Genomic DNA, 18307 nt, shown 5'->3' on the forward strand with positions numbered 1-18307 from the left:
TCCCGCTCCCGTGAACCTGCCTTACGACGCTTTCGCCTTGGGATCGAAAGGGGCTACGTTCGAGTCCCGCTCCCCTCCGGCCTCCACGCCGAACAGACTGGCGATGCGTGTCAGGCGGCTTGCCCGCTCCCCCGTGATGTCCTCGCTGGCTGACAAAACGTCGCGGATCAGCGCGAAGGCTGTGCGCCTTTGATTGACGTCGTCGGGCAACAGCTTTGGAATGGCTGCCAGCGCCCCTTCCCGGTCCAACAGCAGCATGAAGAACTGCTCGCGCACCAGCATCTTGAACTCCGGCAGCGACATGCGCTCGCCGCCGTGCTCACGGCGAGCCCGCCGCAACGCCTCGATGCTTCGCTCATCGACCATGCCTCGTGCCGAGCCGACATAGAGCAACGCACGAAGAGCGGCCTCGCGCAGCCCGCCCTCGCCGATCCCTGACTCCAACTCCGCAATGCGTTTTTCGAGCATCGCACGGTGTTCGGGCGACATTTCCCGCCGGCGGGACGGCTCGGACTTCGGATCGATGCCGACGGCAACCTGAAGCGCGGGCGAGCCATAAACGTTGAGGAAGATCGCCTCGCTCATCGCCTCCTGCGAATCGCGCCAGCTGTCCAGCGCGTGAACGATCTGCTTGGACATTAGCTCCTGGAACGCCAGGAAAGGATTGTCCTTCGAAACCGGCTTGCGGTTCTCCTCGACCCGTTCGACCACCGAGCTCACGGCGGACATGATCGGGTTCTTTTCGCTGAAGGCTTCATACTGGAGCCGCAGCGGATGCATGTTGCGCGCCAACTCCGCCATCTGCGGTGTCACCATCCGCTTGATCCAGGGTTGGACGTACTTCTGGTAGGCGGCGAGATTGAGCTCCGAGACACGCTTGGCGGTGGCAAAGCGCCGCTCATCCTCGGGCGAATTGCCGCCCATGGCGCGGATGTCGTCCAGCGTTCGCGCCTCGCAGCGCATCACCCATTGGCCGACGGCCAGCTCGGCGTTGGCGGTATCGGCACCCTTGGCTTCGAACGTGGCTTCATAGAGCCCGGGCGGCAGCACGTCGATCAGGTCGATATTGCTCGAGAACTCGGCATGCTCCTTCTTCGCCACGCCGCCGGACACGAAGATGCCGAGATGGCCGACGCTTTCATGAACCGTATAGACGATGGTCTGCCCATAGGCCCTGATCTCGTCGACGTCGGCATAGCAGTCAAGGATCCAGTCCAACGCCTGTTGTGGCGGCGTGATGTTGTCGCCCTTGGAGCAGAACACCACGATCGGCGAGCGGATATTGCGCAGGTCCACTTTGCGGCCGCCGGACATTTCGATCTTGCCAGCGGCGAGGTTGTTGCCGATGAAGAGCTCGTCGACGATGAACTGGATCTCCTCGGCGTTCAGGTTGACATGCCCGCCCCACCAGCGTTCGAATTCGAGATAGCGATCGGCTTCGGTGTCGACCTTGGAATAGACGTTGTATTGCTTGGTCCAGAGCGTGTTCGAGGGATTCTGGTTTTCGAAGTTCTGCACCAGCCAGGCACCATCGAACTTGCCGGCACCGAGATCGCCGGCCAGTGCCGTCAGCCAGCTTCCGCCCAACAGGCCCCCCGAATAGCGCATCGGGTATTTGCCATGTACGCCCGCCCAGTAGGCCAGCGGTGCGCCGGCGATGATCAGCGGCCCGAACAATTCCGGACGCAGCGACGCCAAAATCATGACGGCCCAGCCGGCCTGGCAATTTCCGATCACGCACGGCTTGCCGTCCGCGTCCGGGTGTCGGCTGATGACTTTCTCGATGAACAGCGCCTCGGCGTGCGCGACGCGCTCGATCGTCTGCCCCGGCATCGGCTCGGGCAGGAAGCCGATGAAGTAGCAGGGGTGACCGGCGTTCATGGCGACGCCGATTTCGCTGTCTGCCTTGAAGCCGCCAATGCCCGGACCGTGACCGGCACGCGGATCGATCACGATGAATGGCCGCCGCTTCAGATCGATTTCGACGTTCTTGGGCGGAATGATGCGGACAAGCGCATAATTGACCGGCTCGTCCAGCTTGCGGCCATCGATGATCAGTTCGGCGGCGTATTGCAGAACATGGGGCGCCGTCTGTGCGACGTGATCCCGATACTGGTCGCCGCGCTGACGCATGACGTCGAGGAACAGGACGCTGCGCTGTCCCGCATCGACCATGTATTCGATCGCCGATGCGATGAGTTCGGATATCGGACCGCCCGGCAGGCTTGCGTTTTCCATCGCCATGTTCCGCCTCACTGTCGCGCGAATTCATTCAATGCGGTGCGGCGCGGCGAACGTTGATCTAGGTCAACGATCCGGGTTCGCGTTTGTTCGGTATGGGGCGATCGTCGCGGATCCAGGCGGCCATCAGTTCCCAGGCCACCGACAGAATGATCGGTCCGATGAAGAGGCCGACGATCCCATGCGCGAGCGTCCCGCTGATCACGCCTATAAAGATGACGAGCGTGGGCGTCGTCAGACCACGCCCCATCACCAGCGGCTTCAATATGTTGTCGAGCACTCCGACAATGCAGAGATAGATGGTCAGCAGTAGCGCGGTCGTGAAATCCTTGTCCATCCAGATCCAGATGATCGCAGGCAGGATCACGATCGCCGCGCCGATCTGCACGATGGTGAGGAGCATGACCGCGAAGGCGAGCAGTCCGGCACTCGGGATGTCGGCGAGTTTGAAACCGATGCCGGCCAGCAGGGCCTGAACCACGGCGACGCCGATGACCCCCTGGGATACCGCGCGGATGGTGGCACCGGCCAATTCAAGGAAGTGCTCGCTTTGCTCGGGCACGATGTGGGACAGAAACTCTCTGCCGGCTGCAACCAGCTGCGGTCCATAGGGAAAGAGGAAGCCGGCCACCGCAACCGAGAGGAGAAACTTGAGCGTGCCCATCCCAGCATTGCCGGCAAGGGCCAGCATCGTTCCGGCCAAAGGCTTGAGATGCGGCGCCACCTCTCGCAAGGCTGCCCGAATATTGTTCGAGGCCTGATTCCAGAGTTCATAGATCTGCGGGCCGACAAGCGGCCAGTCCTTCACCCGCTCGGGTGGAGAGGGAACCACCAGGTCGCCCGCGCTGAGCGACCCGGCAAGTTCCTGCACCCCCGCGACGGCACTCACACCGAGCCATGTGGCCGGCCCGATGATGATTCCGAGATTGATGATAGTCAGGATCGCGGCGGCCGTCTTGGGTCGCCCGCCCAGGCATTTCGCCAGCCAGGCGAACAGCGGATAGAAGGCGACCGCCAGGACCGCGCTCCAGGCCAGGATCGGCACGAAAGGCCGGAGCAGGACGAACGTCCATGCGATCAGCAGGGCGAGCAATCCAAGCCGAAGCACAAGCTGGATGATGTCGTTCCCGGACAGGAGCTGGCGAATGGTCTTCACGAACGCGCCTTCATCTCGACCAGGCAGGTGGCGCCTAGGCTAGCTGCCGCTCTGGTGCAGCGAGCTTGATCCAGATCAAGCGACCGCACCTCATCGCGCCAGCTCGCTGCGCCGCTTCGAAATCCTCGCGGCTGTTGGTCTCGAAGGCGGACGATGCTTTCGGGCCGTTGACGGCTTAACCACCTCGGCGTAACGTTCCGGTTGGTTCCGGATCGCCGTCCGAATGAAATCGGGACGGCTCGAGTAGAAGCCCTCCAGATCCCTCATGCTTCGTGATGAGAAATCCGCTTCGCAGGGTCCCCAGGAACGTTCTTCGGCCGTAGCGCTCACCAGAAACAATGATGATCGCCCAAGCGACAAGGATCGCCCCGTCGCGACGAGTAACGAAGCATCCGCCTTCCATGGTGTGGACGAAATCGCCCCAGATGTCTTTGCGTTGCCGGACCATAGATTCGGATCCGGGCAAGACGCCTCCCCGCCCTCCGATTTCCTCTTGAGGCTAAGGGCGCGCATGCGGCAAGGGATGAATGCCTGGCGCCGCCACGTTCACGAGGATCAAGCGCGTCAAGTAAGGCGAACTTCGAGTACAAGCGTCGAGCGCGGGCTGCTTGCGGTGCTGAGCCTGCTCGTCATCATGAGTTGCGCCGGCGCGGTCGGTGCTCTCATGCAGGTCAAGTCCTTGAAATCGGAGTTGACCATCCTGCAGCGCGAGCTGCCTCCGCTGAAGGAGCGGATAGCAGCGCTCGATCAGATCGAAAGAAGAAAAGAAGTACAGGAGAAACAGAGCGAGCAAAAAGCCCAATCATTGCGAGAGACGCGCGGCGAACAACCCCCGCTTGTTCTTTCGCGCGAGGAAATTCAGCTCATTCGCGACTATATCAAGCCTGCTCCGGTCGTAGGTTCTCCCACGGCCGCGGTCAATGTTGGGGATGCTATCGCCGGGCCGACCATCCCCTTTCCGTCTCCGGTCACGGAGAAGATACCCAAATTGCTCGGCGCGACTTTCGCGATACGAAATGGGGTAATTGTCATTGTCAGGAAGGACAGTCGTAAGGCCGACGCTGTGCTGGGGCCTTGACGGACAGCGAGCCATAGCCGGATGGATGCGAGGTGGACGAAGGCATGATAGAAGGCTGCAGGCTTATCGTAGCCGGGCGGCTGCAATATTTTCGAGTTGCGATTAGCGAAGCACCGCCGATCGTTCGCAAAGGCACCCGATGACCATTACCGTTCGTCCAATGACTTTGCAGGAGACTGCGCTGATCATTGAGTACTTCCACGCAGCGACGCCAGAGCACCTGGAAATGCTCGGGGTCGATCCGACGCGACTGCCGCCGGCATCGCAATGGCAGCGACTCTATGAGCAGATGTTCGATCATCCCGTTGAGCAGAGAGGCAGCTTTTTGGTGAGCTGGCTTAGCGATGATAGGTTCTTTGGGTTCTCGACTGCCGACAAGATCCGCGTTGGGCAGCAAGCAAATATGCACCTTCACATCACGGATCCTTCACTACGCAAGCAGGGGATCGGCGCAGAGTGTGTCAGGCAGACCGTCGAACTCTATTTTCAGAGTCTGAAGCTGAAGCAACTCTTCTGTGAGCCCAATGCGTTCAATGTGGCTCCTAACCGCGCCCTACAAAAGGCAGGTTTCAAGTACGTCAAGACGCACATGACCGTTCCGGGCCCTCTTAACTTTCATCAAGCAGTAAACCGCTGGATGATAGATAGAGGCTGAGGGCATCTAACGGACCGCTGTCGACGAATCGATGAGTACGCGCCCCAGCCGAAGGCTTACAACGGCTGGGCGATGCGAATTGGACCCGAGTGCGATCGTGAAGATCAAGCGTCCGTCTGCACGGGGCGGAGATAGAGCAAGTGCGAAATGACGCACGACAGCAGAGTCACACCCAGAATCCCCGTCAGCATATAGAACCCTTCGCCTGCCGGGACCGCGATCCACCCCAATGCAACCTGCGTGGTTGGCCGCGCGGGGCTCTGCCACGACATCAGCAGGAAGCCCGCGTAGCCGGCCGCGAACTGTGTCGACACGGCCAAGGGCAATCTGGAGCGCGTCACGAGCCCGGCACAGGCCAGCGCAAAGATCGGCAGCGCAATCCCGAACAGCTGGAAGCCTGCCAGGTCAACGTACCCGCTTAGCGCCTCATGACTGCGCTGGAATAGCCCGAACACCCCAAGATTGAGGTGCCAGAGCGTCTCGGAGGAAGGCGCACATTCAAGGGCACGGGCGGCAAGTTCGGCCGACAGCGTGGCCACGAACAGCGCCGACGGTCCCAGAAACTGGAGCTGCAGTAGCCGACTCATTCAACAAGGTTAGCTTCACAAACGTTGACCTTGTTTTAAAAGCTCCCGCTCTCCTGCCGGAGATCGCACTGCGTCACCCCGTACGGCATCACCCGCTAAGACTCGTCAGGGCTGGTTGTTCGGCGGTCTTTCGATGAATCTGCGGCTGCCATTGAGCAGTTCGAGATTATTGGCGATGACCGGATTGCCCGGATCGAGTGAATAGGCTTTCTCGAACTTTCGCCGCGCAGCATTCAGATTGCCGCGCAGCATGTAGGAATAGCCCTGATCATTCAGGATCTGGACGGTTTCGCCGCCAAGGCGGATCGCCTGCGCATAGGCTGGATCGGCCAGATCAAAGCGGCGCAATCGGTCGTAGCTCGCCGCGAGGCCGATCCAGGCCGTCACGTCCTTGGGCGACTTCTCGACTGCGTCCTTGAAGTAGCGCTGGGAAATCCCGTAACTGCCGCGGTTGAAATGCTCCAGCCCAAGCCGCACAGGCTCGTCGGAGGGGTAGTATTTGACGTCGGTCGGTTCCTGCACGGGGTCCCCACCCGGCGGCTCCACAGGCGCCACGATTGCGGCCTCCCTCAGCGTCTGGTCACACGCAGCAAGGCCGGTCGCCAACCAGCAACACGTCAGCATCAAGATAAGACGCCGCATACTCTTTATCCCCCACGGCCCCGCAAACCCGCTGCGCCGTTCGCAAACAACACTACTCGCCGAAAGCCGCTACCGGCCTCCTGCCCCGCCGATCGGCACCGATACGCCGGCTGACGAACCCGCCCCCAATCCTTCTATGTTGACGTTTTGGTTCGTGGGCGGCCGCTGCCCCATTGCCTCCGTCGCATTTCCGATATCGGGAAGCTGGTCCACAGGTCGCGTGGTTCTGCCATAACGCGTGACAGCGGCGCCCGCACGTCGCGCATCGGTCGCAATCCTGGTATCGCCGACATAGCGCGGCCATGGATTGATCGTGTGCGTGACGGCGTTGACCTGCTTGGCATCGCCGGCGGTCATCGTGATGGTGTCGGAGCGCTGGTAGTAGCGGTCCACCTCGTCATGACCGGCGAGCCCATAACAGCCCCCGAGCAGCACGGGTGCGACCAGAGCCAGATACCTGATGGTCATCTCTCGCCTCCGCTAATTCAGGGTTTTCACGACCGGCTGGTCGGCAGCCGCGGCCGGTAACACGACGGGCGCCCTGACTTCGGGCGCGATGATATGGCCGTACGGTCCTTTCACGTCGCCACCAGAGTTGACGTAGTCGTTATAGCGCTTGCGGACTTCCATCTGCCCGTTGAGGAAGAAGTCGACATCGTTGGCCGGCAGGCGCGAGTCGAGCGGCGAGGCCAATTGCTGGCCGGGTGCGGCCGGCGCGACCAGGCGCGGCGTCACGATGATGACGAGATCCGTTTCCTCCTGCTGGTACGACTTGCTGCCGAACAAGGTTCCAAGCACCGGCACCGAACCAATCCAGGGCAATTGCGAAACGTCCTGACGGTTGCGGGTCTGCAGCAGGCCGGCGATTGCAAAACTCTGGCCGTCCCGCAATTCAACCGTGGTGCGCGCGTCGCGGCGGGTCAGCGCCGGAACCGTTGTCCCCTGAATCATCACCGCATTGGAGAAGTCGAGCTCGCTGACCGATGGCTCGACCCGAAGATTGATCACGCCGCGCGAGAGAACAGTGGGCACGAAGGCCAGCTCGACACCGAACTTTTTGTAGTCGATGGTGACGGTGGGAAAGCCGTTCGTCGTCGTGTTCGGGATCGGTACGGGAAACTCTCCGCCAGCCAGGAAGCGGGCGGCATCCCCCGACAGCGTGGTCAAGTTCGGTTCAGCCAGCCGGCGAGCCAATCCCTTGGTTTCCAGCGCGGAGACCAACAAGTCCACCGAACCGCCGCCGCTGGTCCTGATGATGCTGGTCAACAAGCTCCCGAACGGGACTGGAGCGATGCCGCCTGCGGTACCGATGAGCGTCTGTGCGGTTCCGAGTATTGGAAGACTACCCGTCGGAGGAGCGCCGACGGCCCCTCCCCCGGCACCGAGCGGACCGTTGTTGGTATTGATGCCACCAATCGGTGATCGACCGGCGGCGGTCACCCCACCAAGCCCCGTATTGCCAATGTTGGTGCCATTGGCATTCGCGGCATAAAGGTTCACGCCGAGATTACGCCCCGCTTGTCGACTGACCTCGAGGAAGCGCACTTCCAGCATCACCTGCTGCGGCGCAGCGACGCTCATGGCATTGACGACGGTACCGCCCCTGGCAACGCTGCCGGTGGCAATCGCCACGGCACGCTCGGCAGCGACGGCGTCGGCCGCCATTCCGCTCAACACCACCTGGCCCTCGGACGATGACACACGAATGCCGTGAGAGCCGGTACCGGACCGAATGTTCTGCTGAAGATTGCCGGTATCGATCCCGACCTCGACATCGAGGATCCCGATCTGCTTCATCGAGGAGTCCAGCAGGATGACGTTGGTGGTGCCGGTCTGCTTGCCCTGGATGTAGATCAGGCGATCGCTAAGCGACTTCACATCGATGATGTCGGATGAGCCGGCCACAATGGTGGCAAACGCCGTGTCGACTCTGAACGTTCGCGACTTGTTGACAGTCACCCGGACGCGCTGGACGTCGTTCATCTCGCTGACGAAGACGCCGCCGGAAGACCCCCGCCGGTCTGCGGCCTCCGCGGGATCGGTCGAACTCGACACCGCTAGCCCGGCGCCGAGACCCATCACACTCAAAACGAAAAGGCCTGTTCGTGCTTTGCTCGAAACGCGTACGCACCCCATTTCGATACCCCTTCGCCGCGATCCGCGGCCCCCGCAAATCTACGTACTCGGCGCTTCGCGCAACTCTCCTTCACGCATCCCCGCCGCAAAGTTTACATTCAGTCCCAATACAAATCGTTACTGCGCAGTCCAGTTGCCGGCGCGCCCGCATCTGATCTTGCGATCCGCTGTCGCGTGCGACGCCGGAAACATCATCATCCTTCCCCCCGCCACCTTGCAAGACGAGACAATTACTGTGCTGTCGCAGCTCGGGAAAAACTTGCAAGTTGTTGCCAGCGCGCACCACTCTTGTATCCGAGCGCGCTAATCGGTCGCACGATCGGCTTCGGGTTTTCCGTTTCCCGTCCGCGCAGCAAGCTCCATATCGATTTTCGGAAACTCGGGCCCCCGTAGTCGCTTACCTTCTTACCGTCGCGCAGGCGCATTTCAGGATGGCTCCGCTAGAATGGGACCTGAGTGGACGCGCTCGGCGCGTTCAATGCCGTGCCCCATACCGGCACCAGCATGGTGAAGCCCGGTTCAGATGCCGTCACGGTAAAAGCGGAGCCTGCCATCGTCATACCCAGCGTCGGGGACAGTCCGCCGGCATACAGGAAGGGGGCAATGGCCCGTTTGGCCGCCGCCGACGGCAAGGGATCTCCGCTGCAGGTCGGGACCGTCTTGTTGATAGCAGCATTGACATAGCAGTCGCTGATCATCATCGATCGAGCGCCCGCATTTGCGAGCGCCCGCAGTGACTGCATCGTTATGGCGTAACGTGCCAGATCGAGGATGGCGAACACCAACGTGAAAAACGCCACGGCGACGACGACGAATTCGAACGAAGCGACACCGCGCTGATCGAGCTTGCGCATCACTGCACCAACCGCACCGTCTGGACATTCGGCGTAGCGGCCGAATCCTGCTTGCACTTCGAATTGTCGAGATACGTATTGCCGGAAAACGTTACGGCATAGGCAATGAGTTGGTAGCACCCCGTGCTGGGGGCAGATGTACTGCTGTTGCCGGAATACGTTACGGGAGAATTTGGCACATAGATCGTGCCGTTGAAATAGCTCGCCGAGTTGCCGCTGATGTTGACGCCTTTGCTCGAATAGGGCTCATCGTCATAGATAAGAAGATCAGTCATCAAGCCCCTAACTCCTGAAAGCGCCGGTGGCACCGCAGGAGACTTCATCGCCGTGAGCTGTATCGTTGGCCCGCCGGTAATCGTCAGCGACCCGCCCCCGAAGAACACCAACGTAGCCGTTCCCGTTATGAGGGGACTGCCATTTATCTTCACGTTTCCAGTGAAGTAATAGGTGCCGCTCAGCGTCATGCTGTTTATCGACTGAGTGCCGGCGTTGTAGCAGGCCCCTGTCTCGTACGACTTGATCGTTGAACCGCCGCACGACTTGTTGGGAAAATCCGACGTCTTCAATGCCGTGATCGCCGTCTTCAACGCACTCAGCGGATCGGGGATCGCTTGCTGGTAGGTCTGCACCTTGCTGCACTGGTTGCCTCCCGTCTGGGAGCAATCGCCAACCGTGTAGCTCGGCGCGTTGACCTGGATACCGGTATTGCCTTTGAATCCAATCGCATTTGCCGCGGTGCTGTTTGAGGATATCCCGCAATTTGCCGAAGATAACGTCGGACTGCCCTGGAACGTGATCGGATCCTTCAATGCCAGGACACAGGGAGGTTTCGCGAGCGCATCTATTCTTGCCACGGCCGTCGCCCGTATATTGACAGTGGACAGACTGAGCACCTTCGACAGGTAAGCCGATTGCTGCTGGGTTACCGTGGCCTGGACGTAATTTCCGTTTGCGCCGTTCCATGACGTTAGCGAAGCAACCGTGACCTGCTGTGAGACGCCGCTCGGAAGGCTCGTGCTGCATATGGATCCGGGGTAGGACGTGTCGCCCGAATTGCAGAAGGAGTTCCGCGCCGCTGATTGCTTTGCGCGGTAGTCTAATGGTTGTGTATCGGTACACGAGCCGGCAGCGATTGAACAAGCAAACCGCAGCCCCCCCGAATAAGCCGCCGCATCGGCGGCGTTTTGCGCGTGATGCTTGGTGACGTACCACGACCCAGCCTCGGCCCCGAGGGCAATGGCCCCGACCAGCGGCACCATGGCCGCTACGGTTGCGAATGCGACTGAACCTCGACGGGAATGAAGCAGGTTGCGCATGGTGGATCCCTATTGAAACTGCTCCGAATATCGCAGCGTATAGGTGCAATTTCCGGCGGCGCACAAAACCGGTCTCAGGACCATCGGGGCCAACGTCACGTTGGTCGCATAGGCATAGTACTTGGGGTTCGCGGTATTGCCCGAGGAACAGACAGCGTTGCCGTCACCGCATATGAGCACAAGACTGGAAATGGGATACTTGGGATCGGCCTTGCCGATCGCAGTCGATGCCCAGGTCGACGGGCTGGCGACGTCGGGCGGTGGCGAGTACTGAATCGATTGTCCGAAGGCGCGCAACGCTTGCCGTGCGGATATGTACTGAAAGCCTGCAATCGCGAGGTCGGCGAGCGGGAGAAGGACGGCCAGCATCAAGAAAAGGAAGACCGCCGGCAGCTCGAACGCGACGGCGCCGCGTTGGTCCGCGACGAAGGGCATTTTACGTCTTAAGAGCCTGCTCATGGCTGCTATCAATGACCGAACTTGCTGAAGGCACGAATGAGGTGGAGGAACGAACTTCCGCCCAGAACGACAAACATGGCCGGAAGCAGGAACAACACCATCGGAACGGTCAGCTTGGCGCCCAGCTTGTGCGCTCTTTCTTCCAGCTTGGTGATACGTTCCCGCCGCAGGTCCACGGCGATACTGCGCAGCGCCTGGCTCAGCGGCGTGCCGTATTGCAGGCTTTGGCTGATCATGGTGCCGAAGCGGCGAAGTCCATCCGATACGGATCCCAGCTTCTCGAATGCCTCGAAGCGGTTTGGCAACATGCGCAGATCGTCGAGCAGGCCGCGCAGGACCTGGGCCATGGCCGGGTTGGTCCCCACCATTTCCGCCGCGACGCGCTCCAGCGCACTTTCCAGGCCCAGTCCCGCTTCGCTGCACACGACCAGCAGATCGATCGTATCCGGCGTGCCCAGCCGAACGGCCGCGTCAAAGCGGCGCTTCAGAACCCACAGAACCAGTCGCGGCCCCACGATGCCGATCATCACGCCGAAAACCGCGAAGATCAGCATATCCATCGGCTCCCGTCCCGAGAGCTGCGCAGCCAGCAAGGCGAGCGCCGGAAACAGGAACATGCTGACTGTCTTGATGCCGATCCAGACCGGCAAGGCCCGATGATGATTGAATCCCGATGATTGCAGGACCGCCCGCAGCTGCTCCAGATTTTCCTCGGCGTAGAAGCGCCGATACCGCTTTCCGACCGATGACATCCAGCCGACCAGATCCTGCGAGGTCGTCGACCGGTCGGGGATGCCCAGCACCGCATTCGAAACCCGTGTGCCCAGCGCACGGAGATGCACCTCACGGATAATCAGCAACATGGTCGCAGCCGCGACTGCAACGGCAAGGGTCGCCATACCGAGAGCGGCAGTCATAGCGCCGTTTCCCTTCTGATCATCCAGCGTATTACAAAGTGCCCCGCCAGCACTGACGCAACCGCGTAGGCCAGCAGCACGTTTCCGGTCGCATCATGGAACAGCAAGTCGACCGATTGCGGACTGATGGTGTAGAGGATCGCGCCGATGATGAGCGGCGCGCATGAAAGCGCACGCGAGGAGAAGATCACCTCACCTGCCAGAGCCTTCGCGCGGGCTGCCAGCGCCACGCGCTGACTCACCGTCTCTCCAAGAGTCTGCAAGGTTTCAGCCAGACTGCCACCCGACTTCAACTGGACGGCAAGCGTCACCGCGAAGATTCCGTATTCCGCCACCTGCGTCCGCCGGTAGAGACCTTCGACGGCTTCCTCCGGAGGCCTCCCCAGATTCAGTTCGCTGCATACGATGGCAAACTGCCCCGCTGTCGGTTGCGGCATCTCGCGAGCGATGGTTCGAAACGCTTCGTGCACCGGAAGTCCTGATCGAACGGTGCTGGTCACCAGCTGGATCGTGTCCGGAAGCTGCCGGAACAGCTTGTCGACGTAACGACGTCGCTGCCATCCGAACAGACCGCGCACCACCAAGATGGCGGCACCTGCCGCCGCAATCGAGGCGAAGAGGGTGGGAAATTGCAGCAGGCTGTTGGCGTAAAGTATTGTGGCCGCCGCCACGGCACCGGCAAGCAGCACGTAGGCCGGATGCAAGGCGTAGGGGATCTGCGGCCTGTAGTTGGCCAGTCGGTGGAGGAACAGCGAGCGGGCTCCAGTCTCCGCCCGACGAATTGAAGGCAGACTGGCGGGATGTGAGGCCGGCAGCGCCACCGCGAGCTGACGATCGACGCGCCTTTGCCGCGCGTCAAGCCACAGCGAAGTGCATGCTGCGCACACCAGAAGGCCGAGGACAGTCATGATCACGGACGTCGGTATCATATCTGCCTCATGGCCTCGGCCCAGGCTCGGTCAAGTCCGTAATAAAGGAGACGGCTCTTGAACTTCGGGACCGCATGAGTAGACCGGTAAGTGCCGGACAATCTGCCGTGAACGTCCTCGTCCCTGTATTCGAATGCCGCGATGTCGTTGGTGGTGATCACCTCGCCTTCGAGGCCGGTCACCTCGCTGATCTGGACAATGCGGCGCTGTCCGTCCCGCATGCGTTCGACCTGGACGATGAGATCCAACGCCGCGACGATCTGGGTTCGAATAGCCCGCGACGGCAGATTGACCTGCCCCATCTGCACCATGTTCTCGATCCGGGTCAGCGCGTCGCGGCTGCTGTTGGCGTGCACGGTGGAGATCGAGCCGTCATGCCCCGTGTTCATCGCCTGAAGCATGTCGAATGCTTCAGCACCGCGCACCTCGCCTACAACGATCCGGTCCGGCCGCATGCGCAGCGCATTCCACAGGAGATCGCGTTGAGTCACCTGCCCGGTGCCTTCGAGGCTGGGCGGCCGGGTCTCGAGGCTGATCACGTGCGGCTGCTGAAGCTGCAATTCTGCGGCGTCCTCGATGGTGACAACACGCTCGCCATGATCGATGAACTGGCTCATCGCGTTCAGCAGCGTCGTCTTGCCTGAGCCGGTACCGCCCGAGACCAGAACGTTGAGTCGCGACCGCGCCGCAATCTCCAGCAATTGCCCAATGGCCGCAGTCATTGATCCGTTTTCGATCATCCCGGCCATATCCAAGCGGCGGCTCGGAAATTTCCGGATGGAGATGCAGGGGCTATGCAATGCCAGCGGCGGCAGGATGATGTTGACCCGGCTGCCGTCCGGCAGGCGGCAGTCCACCATCGGGCTGGATTCGTCGACGCGCCGGCCGACCTGCGCGGCGATTTTCTGCGCCACCGACGCAATGTGATTGTTGTCGCGAAACCGGACGGCGACCCTCTCGAGCTTGCCGGCCCGCTCGACATAGATGTTACTGGGACCGTTGACCATGATATCGTTGATCGTTTGATCCAGGAGCAGCGGGCGGAGCGGACCGTAGCCCGTCATGTCGTCGGCGATTTCGTCAGCAAGCTGAAGCTGCTCGCGCCCCGACAGCTCGAGCCGCTCCTGGTTGGCGATCCCGTGGATGATCTCCTCGATCTGTCGCCGAAGAACATCGCGTGAGACAGTTGCGGCGGCCGCGGGTTCAATCTGCTCGATGACGCGCTCGCGCAGCGAAGCCGACATCGCGGCATGATGCGAGGCAGGTTCGTTAAGCCGTGGCGGCGATGCCGGCGAACTCGCTATCGACGCCGCCGGGCCTGGCGAAGACACGGGCAGGGTCGGCGCCAATGAAGGCAAGCGAGCCTGCGTGTCGTCTGCGCGTTGACCGAATCTCTTCATAGCCCGAGCAGCCTCCTCAACACTCCCTTCCGCTCGGCATCGACACCCGATATCTCCCTTACGATCGGAGCAAGGTGACGGCGCAGTCCCGATACATGCTTGAGCGCCGGAATCCCGAGATTGACCGCTTGCGTCATCCCCTTCCCGAGATCGGGAACCACCATGTCCGGTTCTGCACCCAGCGCCTTGACAATCGTGGCCCTCGGAAGACCCCCCGCACGATTGGCGCGGTTGAGCAAGGTAAAGACCCTGTCTTGACCGGCGATGTTGGTGACGGCCATGCGGAGCGCATGGGCATTGCGAAGCCCGGTCACCTCGGCTTCCAGCAGCACCAGCGCGTGACGAGAAAGACTGATCACCGGATGCATGGACGGCGGAAACGGCACCGGCACGTCGACGACGATGTAGTTGAAACGTTGCCGGAGCAGACCCAGCACGTGCCGAACTCCCGCCTCTGTGATGTCGAGCTGCGCGTCCAGCTCCTCGTCGGCGGAGATCAGGGAGACTCGCTCGTTGACTTCGATTGCGGCGCGCTCGAGGAATAGCGTGTCCGCCCGCATGGGGTTTTCGAGAGCAATCCGCAATCCGGGCCCGGGCCGGACGCCCAGCATCACGGCAGTTTCGCCGCCTTGCAGATGAAGATCGAGCAGCGCGACCTTGGCCTTGGTGGTCTCGGCCAGCTGCAGTGCGAGATTGATAGCGATGCTCGTTGCTCCGGCCCCTCCCTGCGCACCGCAGATCGAAATCACGTGTCCACCGCGATCGGCCGGACCGGGCGCCGCGTCTCCCAGCAGCTTCGGACGCAGTTGGTCCAGCACCATATCCCGCGTCAGCGGCTTCGGAAGATACTCGGTCAGGCCGAGTTCCATCAGCTCGCGATAGAAGGTGATCTCCCTGTCTTCTCCGACCAGGGCAACCCGGACATCCGGCGGGCAGACGCCGGCCAACCTTTGCAGCTCCGCAAATGGGTTGTCGATGCCGCTGATGTCCGTCACCAGCGCGAACAGGTCGGTGTCGGTTTCAAGCATCTTTATGGCGTTGCGGATCGTGCCACGCCTGATCGACAAGTTGCTGCCTTCGAGGCCCTTGCGCAGGGCCGCAGCAGTGAGCTCGTCGTTCACAAAGCACACGATGCGGCTGCGGGCGACGACGGACGTCGTTTCTTCGGGTGGGGTGGCTACGGCTATGTTCATCGACGTTTCTCCGGCGTCATGTCGAGGTCGCGCATCGCCGTTGCGGTCTTGCGCACGATTTCGGACGAACCGTCGCAGCTCGCGACGGAATCGATGAGTTCGGTGTCCTGCCGCCTGACCGTGTATTGTTTGACCTCGCCACCGGAATGGACGACCACCGCCGTTCTCTGGCCGGCGATCGCGTTCTGGCGAGCAAGCTCCGGTGACACGTCGCAGCTCGACATCGCGCCGGTGTCGCCCTTGTCCCACTGATCGACCGCCGCCCGTACGGCCAGCGAGAGCGTTCCAAGCTGCTTTGCGACCGTGACTCTCTTGACCTGATCCTGCGTCAGCTCCAGCGACACTGTTTGCGCCAGCCTGCCGGCTACGACGCTGATGCCTCGCCCGCCTTCCGTGATCTCCTGGTCGATTGCGATCACCCGGACGTTGCGCAAGACGGTTTCGCTCAGGGCGCGACGCGCCGGATCTGCCTTCTCGAACACCTGGGTCAACACGACATCCACGTGGTCACCGGGCCTGATCAGCCCCGAAACGCCCGACTCCTCGTCAACCTTGATGCTGATGGCCCGGCTGTCGGGAGCCAGGACGCTGGCGAGAAAGCCCCGATCCCGCGGACGCAAAATGTCCTGCAATGTCACGGGACTGCCTGCCTCGACGAACCTGCGAACCAGAGAACCGGGAAGCCCGACCTTGGACTCCGGCGTTTCGACGATCACGCCGGTCGGGACGCGGTCCGGCGGTACCGAGCGGATCGTGAAATCCTCTTCGCGGGCCAGCGTCCCCTTCGGTAGCGGGCGTGCGGCAACGAAATAACCGACGGTCGCGGGCGCCGAAGGTCCCGTGTCGGTGATCTGCACCGGCGCCTGCTTCGGCAGGTTCATGTTGTAGGCAATCAGACCGAGCGCTGTGGCCGCAAGCAGCAGCACCATGATGATCGAAAAACGCAAACTGGACGACATGTCAAAATCCTCGATTGAAAATGCTCCAGATGCCCCCGCCGGCTATGGCGACTCCGTAAGGCAGAGGTGCATGGCGCAGATGACGCCAGCGCTCGACCACGTAGACACGGCGTGCGATCGACGACCCGGCGGGCGCCAGTTTGGGATATGGCAGGTTGCGCATCAGCAGATGCACCAGGGCCAGCGCTCCGCCGACCAGCGCGGTGACAGTCAGCAGTTCGGCGATGCCCGCGAGGGGAAGACCGACTGCCAAGGCCACCAGCAACTTCACGTCACCGCCGCCCATCCATCCCCGCGTATAGATGAAGAGCAGCAGCAGAAAGAGGATTGCAGCCGATATCAGGGACTCGACGAGCTGCAGCGGGCTGGCGATCTGAGTGGATATCCCGAGCAGCGCCAGCGCCAGACAGATCTCATTTCTGATCAATCGTGTCGCGATATCGAGCGTCGCGACATAGAGCAACAGGAGAATCTCCAGAACCGAGGCTATGGGAACGATCCAACTCATATTACGCGTGCCTCAAACTCATCAAACAAAGCACTCAGGAAAACGCTGATCGCGGATGCCGATGTCCGCCGATCCGAACGCCCGCACTAACCTCCGCCAAATGTTGAGACAGCCGTGCCGACCCTGTTCAATGTACTGGTCAGTGCAGTCATGATGGGGCCGGCAGTCGCCGCCTTGAACACGGCGCTCACAGTGGCAACCACAATGGCCGCGACGGCGACGTACTCAAAAGATATCAAGCCGCCGTCATCCGTGCCCAGGCGCCTCAGCGCGCCCGAGGATTTAATGCGATGGGACATGGGAGAAATCCCCGAAGGCAACATTTTCAATAGGGTGATGCGGCTCGCAGAAACAGGAAGTCTTCCAAAATAGAGAAGTGGGCGGAGGGGACTGCCCTCCGCCGGAGCCACACTTACAGCGTGCCGATGGCAGTCGTGATTGCGGTGAGACCGGTGTTGAGCGCGCCTCTGATGGTACCGGCGCCATTACCGTTGAACACGGCGATCACGACGGTGACGACGCAGGCGGCGACGATCACGTACTCGAAGGAGACGACGCCGTCCTTGTCCGAGCGCAGCTGCTTCAAGGATTCCGTGGCCGTGTGAAAAAACTTCGACATAAGACATCCCTCTTGTTAAGATTGGTTAACCCACGAGGCCGCCGGATAATTCGCGCCAGCCACCGACATTCTGAACAACAAACTTGTCGTGCTGCCATCGTTCATTGATCCTACCTCTGTTGGTCCTTCGGTCGTCGCTTGGGTAATCCGAAATCAGGGGCGGCACGTAGTAATACGGTCAAACCGAATTTCTATAGCGTTGCACGAAAAGTCTCGTAACCTCGCTCATGCAGGTTGCGAGCAGATCGAACACTCGCAAGCTGACGTACTGGCGATGCCGCGATCCGTTTCAACCGGAAGACGCGCTTCTTCCAGAAGCACTGCCTGACGTAGCAACCGCTGCTCACTCGTATCCATCGGCGTCGGCAGCGCGGAAGCTCCTTGACGATGGCCGCCGCCTGTCGCGGCGCCGCAGCCGTGCTCGTCAAAAGGACTCTGGTCTCGTGGGCCTGCCTCTACTGGCAGTGATGAGCTTCATCTCGATCCTCCGGCGCACACGTGGCACACACGGAGACTCACCATCGCGAACCGCTGAAGTCGGACTCCGATCTTGTCAGCTGAGCAACGACACCGTCGGACAGGAAGGGAGCCCGACTTGCGATGCTCAACTTCAACGTCTCGCCGGCCAAGGCGTTGAATGGTGGGCGCACCTGGGCTC

At 61.3% G+C, this 18307-nt stretch carries 19 protein-coding genes and 1 pseudogene; 3 read left to right on the forward strand and 17 right to left on the reverse strand.

Annotated elements, in window-relative coordinates:
• Nucleotides 1-21: 21 nt before the first annotated feature.
• From NLM25_RS32265 to NLM25_RS32275, 3 genes and pseudogenes are all read right to left on the reverse strand, one after another.
• Nucleotides 22-2244, reverse strand: a complete 2223-nt coding sequence (locus NLM25_RS32265; RefSeq protein ID WP_254139714.1) for a DUF3141 domain-containing protein — start codon at nt 2242-2244, stop codon at nt 22-24.
• A gap of 58 nt (nt 2245-2302) precedes the next feature.
• Nucleotides 2303-3397 carry an AI-2E family transporter gene (locus NLM25_RS32270; protein ID WP_254139715.1) on the reverse strand — a complete coding sequence of 365 codons (1095 nt, stop codon included), beginning with the start codon at nt 3395-3397 and terminating at the stop codon, nt 2303-2305.
• 91 nt (nt 3398-3488) lie between these two features.
• Nucleotides 3489-3652 (reverse strand): annotated as a pseudogene (locus NLM25_RS32275) (CopG family transcriptional regulator); the annotation flags it as partial.
• Nucleotides 3653-3662: 10 nt separating this feature from the next.
• On the opposite strand from NLM25_RS32275, the gene NLM25_RS32280 reads away from it, so the two are divergent.
• Together NLM25_RS32280 and NLM25_RS32285 are read left to right on the forward strand one after the other, a co-directional pair.
• Nucleotides 3663-4475: a hypothetical protein gene (locus NLM25_RS32280; RefSeq protein WP_254139716.1), complete on the forward strand. Its 813-nt coding sequence runs from the start codon at nt 3663-3665 to the stop codon at nt 4473-4475.
• A 139-nt stretch (nt 4476-4614) separates the two neighbouring features.
• The gene (locus NLM25_RS32285; RefSeq protein WP_254139717.1) at nt 4615-5130 is read left to right on the forward strand and encodes a GNAT family N-acetyltransferase; all 516 of its coding nucleotides are present in this window, start codon (nt 4615-4617) and stop codon (nt 5128-5130) included.
• Nucleotides 5131-5234: 104 nt separating this feature from the next.
• Here NLM25_RS32285 and NLM25_RS32290 read toward each other — a convergent pair whose 3' ends face one another.
• The 13 genes from NLM25_RS32290 to NLM25_RS32350 form a co-directional block, all read right to left on the reverse strand.
• The gene (locus NLM25_RS32290; protein WP_254139718.1) at nt 5235-5669 is read right to left on the reverse strand and encodes a hypothetical protein; all 435 of its coding nucleotides are present in this window, start codon (nt 5667-5669) and stop codon (nt 5235-5237) included.
• A 153-nt stretch (nt 5670-5822) separates the two neighbouring features.
• Nucleotides 5823-6272 carry a tetratricopeptide repeat protein gene (locus tag NLM25_RS32295; RefSeq protein ID WP_254139719.1) on the reverse strand — a complete coding sequence of 150 codons (450 nt, stop codon included), beginning with the start codon at nt 6270-6272 and terminating at the stop codon, nt 5823-5825.
• Nucleotides 6273-6428: 156 nt separating this feature from the next.
• The gene (locus NLM25_RS32300) at nt 6429-6827 is read right to left on the reverse strand and encodes a hypothetical protein (RefSeq protein WP_254121718.1); all 399 of its coding nucleotides are present in this window, start codon (nt 6825-6827) and stop codon (nt 6429-6431) included.
• Between the two features lie 12 nt (nt 6828-6839).
• Nucleotides 6840-8495, reverse strand: coding sequence for a type II and III secretion system protein family protein (locus NLM25_RS32305; protein ID WP_254139720.1), 1656 nt, complete (start codon nt 8493-8495; stop codon nt 6840-6842).
• Nucleotides 8496-8935: 440 nt separating this feature from the next.
• Complete coding sequence (locus NLM25_RS32310) at nt 8936-9349, reverse strand: TadE family protein (RefSeq protein WP_254139721.1); 414 nt, start codon at nt 9347-9349, stop codon at nt 8936-8938.
• Entirely contained in the window at nt 9349-10665 is a 1317-nt protein-coding gene (locus NLM25_RS32315; protein ID WP_254139722.1) for a pilus assembly protein TadG-related protein, read from the reverse strand. The genes NLM25_RS32310 and NLM25_RS32315 overlap by 1 nt, the downstream gene beginning before the upstream one ends.
• Nucleotides 10666-10674: 9 nt before the next feature.
• Entirely contained in the window at nt 10675-11100 is a 426-nt protein-coding gene (locus tag NLM25_RS32320; protein ID WP_254139723.1) for a hypothetical protein, read from the reverse strand.
• Between the two features lie 32 nt (nt 11101-11132).
• Nucleotides 11133-12041 (reverse strand): type II secretion system F family protein, encoded by a 909-nt coding sequence (locus NLM25_RS32325; protein ID WP_254121723.1) that lies wholly within the window; start codon nt 12039-12041, stop codon nt 11133-11135.
• Nucleotides 12038-12970, reverse strand: a complete 933-nt coding sequence (locus NLM25_RS32330) for a type II secretion system F family protein (protein WP_254139724.1) — start codon at nt 12968-12970, stop codon at nt 12038-12040. Before NLM25_RS32330 ends, NLM25_RS32325 begins: the two co-directional genes overlap by 4 nt.
• Complete coding sequence (locus tag NLM25_RS32335) at nt 12967-14370, reverse strand: CpaF family protein (RefSeq protein WP_254139725.1); 1404 nt, start codon at nt 14368-14370, stop codon at nt 12967-12969. The genes NLM25_RS32330 and NLM25_RS32335 overlap by 4 nt, the downstream gene beginning before the upstream one ends.
• The gene (locus tag NLM25_RS32340) at nt 14367-15563 is read right to left on the reverse strand and encodes an AAA family ATPase (RefSeq protein ID WP_254139726.1); all 1197 of its coding nucleotides are present in this window, start codon (nt 15561-15563) and stop codon (nt 14367-14369) included. The genes NLM25_RS32335 and NLM25_RS32340 overlap by 4 nt, the downstream gene beginning before the upstream one ends.
• On the reverse strand, nt 15560-16522 hold the full coding sequence (cpaB, locus tag NLM25_RS32345; RefSeq protein ID WP_254139727.1) for a Flp pilus assembly protein CpaB: 963 nt from the start codon (nt 16520-16522) through the stop codon (nt 15560-15562). Before cpaB ends, NLM25_RS32340 begins: the two co-directional genes overlap by 4 nt.
• Nucleotide 16523: 1 nt before the next feature.
• Nucleotides 16524-17030, reverse strand: a complete 507-nt coding sequence (locus tag NLM25_RS32350; RefSeq protein ID WP_254139728.1) for a prepilin peptidase — start codon at nt 17028-17030, stop codon at nt 16524-16526.
• A 114-nt stretch (nt 17031-17144) separates the two neighbouring features.
• Between NLM25_RS32350 and NLM25_RS32355 the strand changes: the two genes are divergently transcribed.
• On the forward strand, nt 17145-17402 hold the full coding sequence (locus NLM25_RS32355; RefSeq protein WP_254121729.1) for a hypothetical protein: 258 nt from the start codon (nt 17145-17147) through the stop codon (nt 17400-17402).
• A 40-nt stretch (nt 17403-17442) separates the two neighbouring features.
• On the opposite strand, the gene NLM25_RS32360 is transcribed toward NLM25_RS32355, so the two are convergent.
• Nucleotides 17443-17649 (reverse strand): Flp family type IVb pilin, encoded by a 207-nt coding sequence (locus NLM25_RS32360; protein ID WP_254121730.1) that lies wholly within the window; start codon nt 17647-17649, stop codon nt 17443-17445.
• Nucleotides 17650-18307 lie beyond the last annotated feature (658 nt).

Source organism: Bradyrhizobium sp. CCGB01, from assembly GCF_024199795.1.
Lineage (GTDB): Bacteria > Pseudomonadota > Alphaproteobacteria > Rhizobiales > Xanthobacteraceae > Bradyrhizobium.

What these genes read in the sequence shown, in the direction of transcription:
- NLM25_RS32350 (WP_254139728.1), bottom strand. Translation starts at nt 17,030, where the DNA reads ATGAGTTGGATCGTTCCCATAGCCTCGGTTCTGGAGATTCTCCTGTTG.
- NLM25_RS32320 (WP_254139723.1), bottom strand. Translation starts at nt 11,100, where the DNA reads ATGCCCTTCGTCGCGGACCAACGCGGCGCCGTCGCGTTCGAGCTGCCG.
- NLM25_RS32340 (WP_254139726.1), bottom strand. Translation starts at nt 15,563, where the DNA reads ATGAACATAGCCGTAGCCACCCCACCCGAAGAAACGACGTCCGTCGTC.
- NLM25_RS32310 (WP_254139721.1), bottom strand. Translation starts at nt 9,349, where the DNA reads ATGCGCAAGCTCGATCAGCGCGGTGTCGCTTCGTTCGAATTCGTCGTC.
- NLM25_RS32315 (WP_254139722.1), bottom strand. Translation starts at nt 10,665, where the DNA reads ATGCGCAACCTGCTTCATTCCCGTCGAGGTTCAGTCGCATTCGCAACC.
- NLM25_RS32300 (WP_254121718.1), bottom strand. Translation starts at nt 6,827, where the DNA reads ATGACCATCAGGTATCTGGCTCTGGTCGCACCCGTGCTGCTCGGGGGC.
- NLM25_RS32360 (WP_254121730.1), bottom strand. Translation starts at nt 17,649, where the DNA reads ATGTCGAAGTTTTTTCACACGGCCACGGAATCCTTGAAGCAGCTGCGC.
- NLM25_RS32325 (WP_254121723.1), bottom strand. Translation starts at nt 12,041, where the DNA reads ATGACTGCCGCTCTCGGTATGGCGACCCTTGCCGTTGCAGTCGCGGCT.
- NLM25_RS32330 (WP_254139724.1), bottom strand. Translation starts at nt 12,970, where the DNA reads ATGATACCGACGTCCGTGATCATGACTGTCCTCGGCCTTCTGGTGTGC.
- NLM25_RS32335 (WP_254139725.1), bottom strand. Translation starts at nt 14,370, where the DNA reads ATGAAGAGATTCGGTCAACGCGCAGACGACACGCAGGCTCGCTTGCCT.
- NLM25_RS32265 (WP_254139714.1), bottom strand. Translation starts at nt 2,244, where the DNA reads ATGGCGATGGAAAACGCAAGCCTGCCGGGCGGTCCGATATCCGAACTC.
- NLM25_RS32305 (WP_254139720.1), bottom strand. Translation starts at nt 8,495, where the DNA reads ATGGGGTGCGTACGCGTTTCGAGCAAAGCACGAACAGGCCTTTTCGTT.
- NLM25_RS32280 (WP_254139716.1), top strand. Translation starts at nt 3,663, where the DNA reads ATGCTTCGTGATGAGAAATCCGCTTCGCAGGGTCCCCAGGAACGTTCT.
- cpaB (WP_254139727.1), bottom strand. Translation starts at nt 16,522, where the DNA reads ATGTCGTCCAGTTTGCGTTTTTCGATCATCATGGTGCTGCTGCTTGCG.
- NLM25_RS32285 (WP_254139717.1), top strand. Translation starts at nt 4,615, where the DNA reads ATGACCATTACCGTTCGTCCAATGACTTTGCAGGAGACTGCGCTGATC.